At 43.2% G+C, this 6294-nt stretch carries 6 protein-coding genes; 3 read left to right on the top strand and 3 right to left on the bottom strand.

Annotated features, from left to right (window positions below; all coding sequences use genetic code 11):
- Positions 1-151 precede the first annotated feature (151 nt).
- The 3 genes from ubiD (at position 152) to Q4557_RS18590 (ending at position 3179) form a co-directional block, all read left to right on the top strand.
- Positions 152-1633, top strand: coding sequence for a 4-hydroxy-3-polyprenylbenzoate decarboxylase (gene ubiD, locus Q4557_RS18600; RefSeq protein WP_102440093.1), 1482 nt, complete (start codon positions 152-154; stop codon positions 1631-1633).
- A gap of 80 nt (positions 1634-1713) precedes the next feature.
- Positions 1714-2412: an NAD(P)H-flavin reductase gene (gene fre, locus Q4557_RS18595; protein WP_102520499.1), complete on the top strand. Its 699-nt coding sequence runs from the start codon at positions 1714-1716 to the stop codon at positions 2410-2412.
- Between the two features lie 188 nt (positions 2413-2600).
- A complete protein-coding gene (locus Q4557_RS18590; RefSeq protein ID WP_102436893.1) occupies positions 2601-3179 on the top strand; it encodes a nucleoside triphosphate pyrophosphohydrolase family protein in 579 nt (192 codons plus the stop codon).
- Between the two features lie 87 nt (positions 3180-3266).
- On the opposite strand, the gene Q4557_RS18585 is transcribed toward Q4557_RS18590, so the two are convergent.
- The 3 genes from Q4557_RS18585 to ubiA form a co-directional block, all read right to left on the bottom strand.
- Positions 3267-4280, bottom strand: coding sequence for a hypothetical protein (locus tag Q4557_RS18585; protein WP_303414692.1), 1014 nt, complete (start codon positions 4278-4280; stop codon positions 3267-3269).
- A gap of 127 nt (positions 4281-4407) precedes the next feature.
- The gene (locus Q4557_RS18580) at positions 4408-5304 is read right to left on the bottom strand and encodes an alpha/beta hydrolase (protein ID WP_102436897.1); all 897 of its coding nucleotides are present in this window, start codon (positions 5302-5304) and stop codon (positions 4408-4410) included.
- Positions 5305-5339: 35 nt separating this feature from the next.
- Positions 5340-6230, bottom strand: coding sequence for a 4-hydroxybenzoate octaprenyltransferase (gene ubiA / locus Q4557_RS18575; protein ID WP_102476510.1), 891 nt, complete (start codon positions 6228-6230; stop codon positions 5340-5342).
- Between the last annotated feature and the right edge of the window lie 64 nt (positions 6231-6294).

Here is a 6294-nt window from a genome sequence, read left to right as displayed (position 1 = left end):
CAGTTTTATAAAAATGCTGATAGATACGCGGGCAATAGCTATGAGCAGGTTAATTAAAATCAACGACCAACAAATAAACATCGCTTAACCCTATTTTAGAAAAATGCTATAGTGCGCCCCAAAGAGCGATTAACAATAGAGTGAATAAGCCATGAGTTTTAAGGATTTACGTAGCTTCATTGATCACCTTGAAGCTAATGGTGAACTAAAGCGGATTAGTTATGCTGTTGATCCCAATCTAGAAATGACTGAAATTGCCGATCGCGTCTTGCGCTCTGGCGGCCCTGCGTTGTTATTTGAAAACCCAACCAATAACGACATGCCAGTTTTAGTGAATTTATTTGGCACTCCAAAACGTGTTGCTATGGCGTTAGGTAAAGACGACCCACTGGCTTTGCGTGAAGTGGGTGAATTGCTAGCTTTTTTAAAAGAACCTGAGCCGCCAAGTGGCTTTAAAGACGCTATTGCCAAAATACCTAAGTTCAAACAAGCGTTAAACATGCCGCCAAAAACAGTACGTAACCCACCTTGTCAGGAAGTGGTATTAACTGGTGACGAGGTGGATTTAACCAAATTACCGGTACAACATTGCTGGCCTGGCGATGTGGCGCCTCTAGTGACTTGGGGATTAACCATTACTAAAGGTCCGCGCCAAAAAAGACAAAACTTAGGGATTTATCGCCAGCAGTTATTAGGTAAAAACAAACTGATTATGCGCTGGCTTGATCACCGCGGCGGCGCATTAGACTTTAAAGATTTCAAAGAAAAACACCCAGGTGAGCGCTACCCTGTGGTAGTGGCATTAGGCGCCGATCCGGTGACTATTTTAGGCGCGGTAACCCCTGTGCCAGACTCAATGAGCGAATATGCTTTTGCGGGTTTACTGCGTGGTGAACGCACCGAAGTGTGCAAAGCCATCAGTTGCGACTTAGAAGTCCCAGCCACCAGCGAAATCATTTTAGAAGGCTATATTGACCCTGAAGAAATGGCTGAAGAAGGCCCTTATGGCGATCACACTGGTTACTATAACGAAACAGACAAGTTTCCAGTTTTTACCGTCACCCATATGACCCAGCGTAAAGATGCGATTTATCACAGCACCTACACAGGTCGTCCACCGGATGAGCCTGCCATGTTAGGTGTGGCGTTAAACGAAGTCTTTGTGCCGATTTTACGTAAGCAATATCCTGAAATTATCGACTTTTACTTGCCGCCTGAAGGTTGCTCGTATCGCATGGCAGTAATTTCAATTCGGAAGCAATATGCCGGTCATGCCAAACGGGTAATGATGGGCGCTTGGTCGTTCTTGCGACAGTTTATGTACACCAAATTCATCATCATCGTTGATGAAGACGTCAATTGCCGCGATTGGCAAGATGTGATTTGGGCGATTACCACCCGTATGGACCCAACAAGAGATACCGTAATGGTGGATAATACGCCGATTGATTACCTTGATTTTGCCTCACCTATTGCCGGTTTAGGTTCAAAAATGGGCTTAGATGCGACCAATAAGTGGCCAGGCGAAACTGACAGAGAATGGGGCACGCCAATTGTGATGGATCCAGCAGTCAAAGATAAAGTGGATCAAATCTGGGACGAATTAGGTATTGATGATAGCCCAACGCTATAATGCCCAGCTAAAGAGTTAACCCTCTACCCTACAAATAAAATAAAAACACCCTTCAAAGAAAGGGCTACCAAGGATGTTAGATGAACACCATTCGCTGTAAAGTTGAAAAGATCACCCCATTTAATGATGCTGTTTTTCAGGTCATACTTAAACCAGAAGTCCCTTTTGACTTCAAAGCAGGGCAATACTTATCCATCGTTATGGGAGAAAAAGACAAACGTCCTTTTTCTATCGCCTCTGCACCTAACGCTGATTTAATTGAGCTGCACATTGGCGCCGCGGTATCAGAAAGCTACCCAATGCAAGTGGTTGAGCGCCTAAAAAACAACGAGTTTATTGATATTGAAGCCCCTGCTGGTGAGGCTTTTTTACGTCAAGACAGCCAACGCCCTCGCATCATGATTGCTGGCGGCACGGGGTTTTCATACATTAAGAGTATTATTGAGCAGCAAATTGCTAGCGGCCATACAATAAAAACACAGTTTTACTGGGGTTGTCGTAACGAGCAAGCCATGTACTACCAAGACATTGCCCGCCAATGGCATGCAAACCATGAATGGTTAGAGTTTATTCCCGTTGTTGAAGAAGCGACAGCTAACTGGAATGGTAAACAAGCCAACTTGCTTGAGCAAATAAACCAAGATCATATCAGCTTAGTGGGTTACGACATTTATATTGCTGGCCGTTTCGATATGGTTGGCGCCGCCCGTGAAGTCTTTCGCGGTATGGGCGTAGAAGAAGCTCACTTATTCGGTGATGCATTCGCATTTATTAAGTAAGCTCATCTCATAAGCTGAGCAGTACATAAGTAATAGCACACTGCGTGCTCAGTAATACAAAAATGCCGACTTAATCAGTCGGTATTTTTTATTCAGCCCCGCCCTTTAAAGCCGTCATTAGCCTTGTGGTTCCGATATCAATTCATTACCATAATCGCCTCTTTTCTATTTTCTAGGCTTACTTAATAATGAAGTTATCTGTTTTAGACCAAACCATTTTTGACCACTTGTACCGTGATATCAAAGAATTTCGTAGCACCTTTGATTTGCCTATCGAAAATGCATCAAGTCTAGATGACAAAGCCGATACCCTGCACACTTCACTTATCATTGAAGAGCTCACAGAGCTTGCTGAAGCGGATTGCCGCGTTGAACAAGCTGATGCCATCGTTGACTCTGTTTATGTACTAATGGGGCGTTTAGTCCACTTAGGCGCAGCAAAAGTTAGTGACCGTCTAGAAATTAGTTATTTAATTGATTTATTACTGTCTGTTGCTAAAAACCGTGAAGTTAACTTCATTGAATGCTGGGATGAAGTTCACTCTAGCAACATGAGTAAAGTGTGTCGCAATGAGCAAGAGCTGAATGAAACCATTGCTCACTATGCTAAACAAGGTGTTGAAATCGTGGGCAGCACTAAGGGTGAATTCATCATCGCTAAATGCGCTAAAGATGTTGAAATGGCCGGTAAAGTGGTTCGCCAAGGTAAGGTATTAAAATCCGTTTATTACCGCCCAGCTGATCTCGAAAAATTAGTAAAAAACTAAACAACCACTAAATCAGTTGTTAACCAAAAAATGCGTCCACAGTGGACGCATTTTTTTATGGGTTACGTTTAGTGTAAATATGAATTTTTAAGCCGCTTCAGACTGCTCAATATCAGTTAGTGCCGCGACCACCTTTTCAGGTTCAGCCACATTAATATGCACCACAGTAAGCTTTTCAACTAACTGCCCTAACCCACCAAAATACCATTGTGGCACTTTAAAACGGATAGTGAGATTAGTCTGCTCGCCTCGCCCTATTGATAGTTCATCATCGGCAACTTTTTTGGCCACTTGATTCACTGCAACCGCTTCAATTTCGTTAATGTCGATCGCCATAAAGCCCCAAATGGCATTATTAACCACTAACCTGTTACGAATTCGATACATGGAATAACGGCGTGATATACGATAATTTGCCACCAGCATCACCAAGGTTAAACTGATGATTGAAGAGACGATAATCGCGGCTAACTCGCTCCAGTTAACCAAAATCATATAGCTGGCAACACAACTAGTGAAACAACCAATAAGCATTAATGCGAGATGCCAAGGCTTGGCACTCAATAACTTAATGTGGCTAATGGCTGCGGGGTGATGACGTGAAAACCATGGAATGGCGTAATACCAGTTAGTCGGCTCTCCAGCCACGATGAAGGCGATAAACAAAGCCTTTTCATCATCTGCGTATACCTCAACCGCACTCACTCGTGGATCGCCCTTTACCTTTCTGACCTTCAATAAGCCACGAATAATAGTAAACACTAAGTAAGCTTCAATGATCAATAACACCCCAACAATGGGGTAGCGTAGCCAAGCGACAAATTCAAAATAGTCAGCGATATCTGCCGGAAAACTTAACCTCGCTACCAAGCTGCTAGTACTTAAAATAATAATCAGCTTCCACCACTTTTGGCTGCCTTTTTTGATTATGCAGTACCAATACGCCAACGGAATTAAGCCAAAATAGCCAATAGCAATAAGACTTAACCTAAGTTCGTCATCAGTTGTAGCAAGGGATTCTGGGGTTAACTGCACGCCAATAGTAAACAGTACTATCGCAAAGGCTAAAAACAGCAGTCGGTACTTAACTATGGGTCTCATATAACAATCCTTGTTATTGTTCTATAACTTAAAATTATGTTTATAACTTATGTTTATGGCTTATGTTTATGACATAGGTTTATTGCTTAAATGTCTTATTTTTTGATAGAACTATTATTGCGCCTAATCAGTGACCACTAACCCCCGTTTTAGCATCAAACAGCCAGTCTAAGCCATAGATCGCCGACATCGGAAACGCCATACTGTGATTGGCTACAGGCATTAGCATTAACTTGGCATTGATACCTGAACCATTAGCTGCAGTTAAGCGATTTTTTTGTTGTAGCAGCTGATAAAATGACTTGGCATCTGCCACCATATCTTGCCCAAACTCGCTGTTTTCTGCCGTTTCTAACTCTCCGACACCAATAAATACATTGGCATTTATTGATTTAGTGATAAATTCCGGCTCGCGAAATTGCTTTAGTAACTGCTGGTTATCAAACCAAAATGGCGGACTCGCCAGTACATAGTTATTAAATAATGCGGGCTTATTACGTAAGATATAGGCGCCAAACAAGCCCCCTAACGCATGGCCAACATAGGTGTTTTGCCATGGCTGAGTGCGATAATGCTGATTCATATAAGGGATAATTTTATTGGCAAACAACTGCATGTGGCGCTGGGCCTCACCGGTGGCTTGGGTTCTGTTAGTATCAACTGACGGGGTGTAATCACGCATACGACTTGCTGCGGGGCTGCGGCCTTGCTGTCCTGATACTGCCACTAAAATAGCCTGCTGCATATCAGTACGGTCCATAGACAAACGAGTCACACCCGAGACCACTTGCAAGCTGTACACAGCATCAGTCATATAAATAACCGGATAGCTTTTTAGCTTATCAATTTGGTTATAGCTATTGGGCAGTTTGATATAAAGATTATAGGTGCGATCGCTATCCTCTACCTCAACCACTGTGGTATTCGGTATGGTAAAGCTTGCAAACGCGGCGGGCACCGCGCTTAAAAAGAGGCTACAGCATACGATACTGCGAAAAAGTATCATAAAGCGAGAAATGGTCATCAGCTATCCTTGTTGATGTAATTTTTCGCCCTATTCTACGCACTTATTGAAGAAAATAAATAATCTGCGCTCAATGCCATAAATAAAGCAAATCCGGCCCAGTTATTATTTAGAAAAGCCTTAAAACATGGCGCGCGTTCGCGGCCATAAATAAGCCATTGCTGATAACTGCTAAAGGCAATAAAGGTGCTAATGCCAATGCCATACAATAACCCACGTTCCGCTGACCAACCGGCCATAATAAAACACCCTAGGGCCGCTAACTGAAACGCGGCAATCCATTGGCGGTCGTATCGGCCAAATAAAATGGCTGTGGATTTAATGCCGACTTTTAAGTCATCATCTCTATCAACCATGGCATACATGGTGTCGTAAGCTACCGTCCAACACCAATTGGCAACAAATAACCACCAAGCTTCCATGGGCACATAACCTAGCTGCGCAGCGTAGGCCATAGGAATTGACCAGCTCCACACTATGCCTAAAAACATTTGCGGCATATTGGTTACCCGTTTCATAAACGGGTACATGATGGTTAAGATAATGCCGACAACCGATAGTTTTACCACTAGCGGATTTAAAAATAATACTAAGCTAAACGCGATTAATGCCATCACCACAAATAATATCAGCGCTTCCTTACTGCTGATTTCACCTGAGGCTAAAGGCCGCATCTTAGTGCGCTCAACATGGGCATCAAGTTTTCGATCTGCAAAGTCGTTAATCACGCAACCACAAGCACGCATAACGACCACCCCTAGCATAAAGATGATCAACACCTTCACATCAGGCATGCCACCCGCTGCAAGCAATAACGCCATTAAACACGGCCACATTAGCAACAAGGTACCAATGGGCCTATCAAGGCGCGTTAAGCGTTTATAAACCGATATTTTTTGTTGTAACGTCCATGAGACTGCTGACATGGTTTACTTCACTCCTGCAGTTGAAGTTGTATCACTTCTTATTTGTCATCTCGCATAACCCACG

Source organism: Shewanella sp. 5_MG-2023, assembly GCF_030547465.1.
Classification (GTDB): Bacteria; Pseudomonadota; Gammaproteobacteria; order Enterobacterales; family Shewanellaceae; genus Shewanella.
This window is presented reverse-complemented; position numbering and strand designations above follow the sequence as displayed.

Excerpts from the sequence above, each read along its gene's own strand:
- ubiD (WP_102440093.1), top strand. The coding sequence starts at position 152 with ATGAGTTTTAAGGATTTACGTAGCTTCATTGATCACCTTGAAGCTAAT.
- fre (WP_102520499.1), top strand. The coding sequence starts at position 1,714 with ATGAACACCATTCGCTGTAAAGTTGAAAAGATCACCCCATTTAATGAT.
- Q4557_RS18590 (WP_102436893.1), top strand. The coding sequence starts at position 2,601 with ATGAAGTTATCTGTTTTAGACCAAACCATTTTTGACCACTTGTACCGT.
- Q4557_RS18585 (WP_303414692.1), bottom strand. The coding sequence starts at position 4,280 with ATGAGACCCATAGTTAAGTACCGACTGCTGTTTTTAGCCTTTGCGATA.
- Q4557_RS18580 (WP_102436897.1), bottom strand. The coding sequence starts at position 5,304 with ATGACCATTTCTCGCTTTATGATACTTTTTCGCAGTATCGTATGCTGT.
- ubiA (WP_102476510.1), bottom strand. The coding sequence starts at position 6,230 with ATGTCAGCAGTCTCATGGACGTTACAACAAAAAATATCGGTTTATAAA.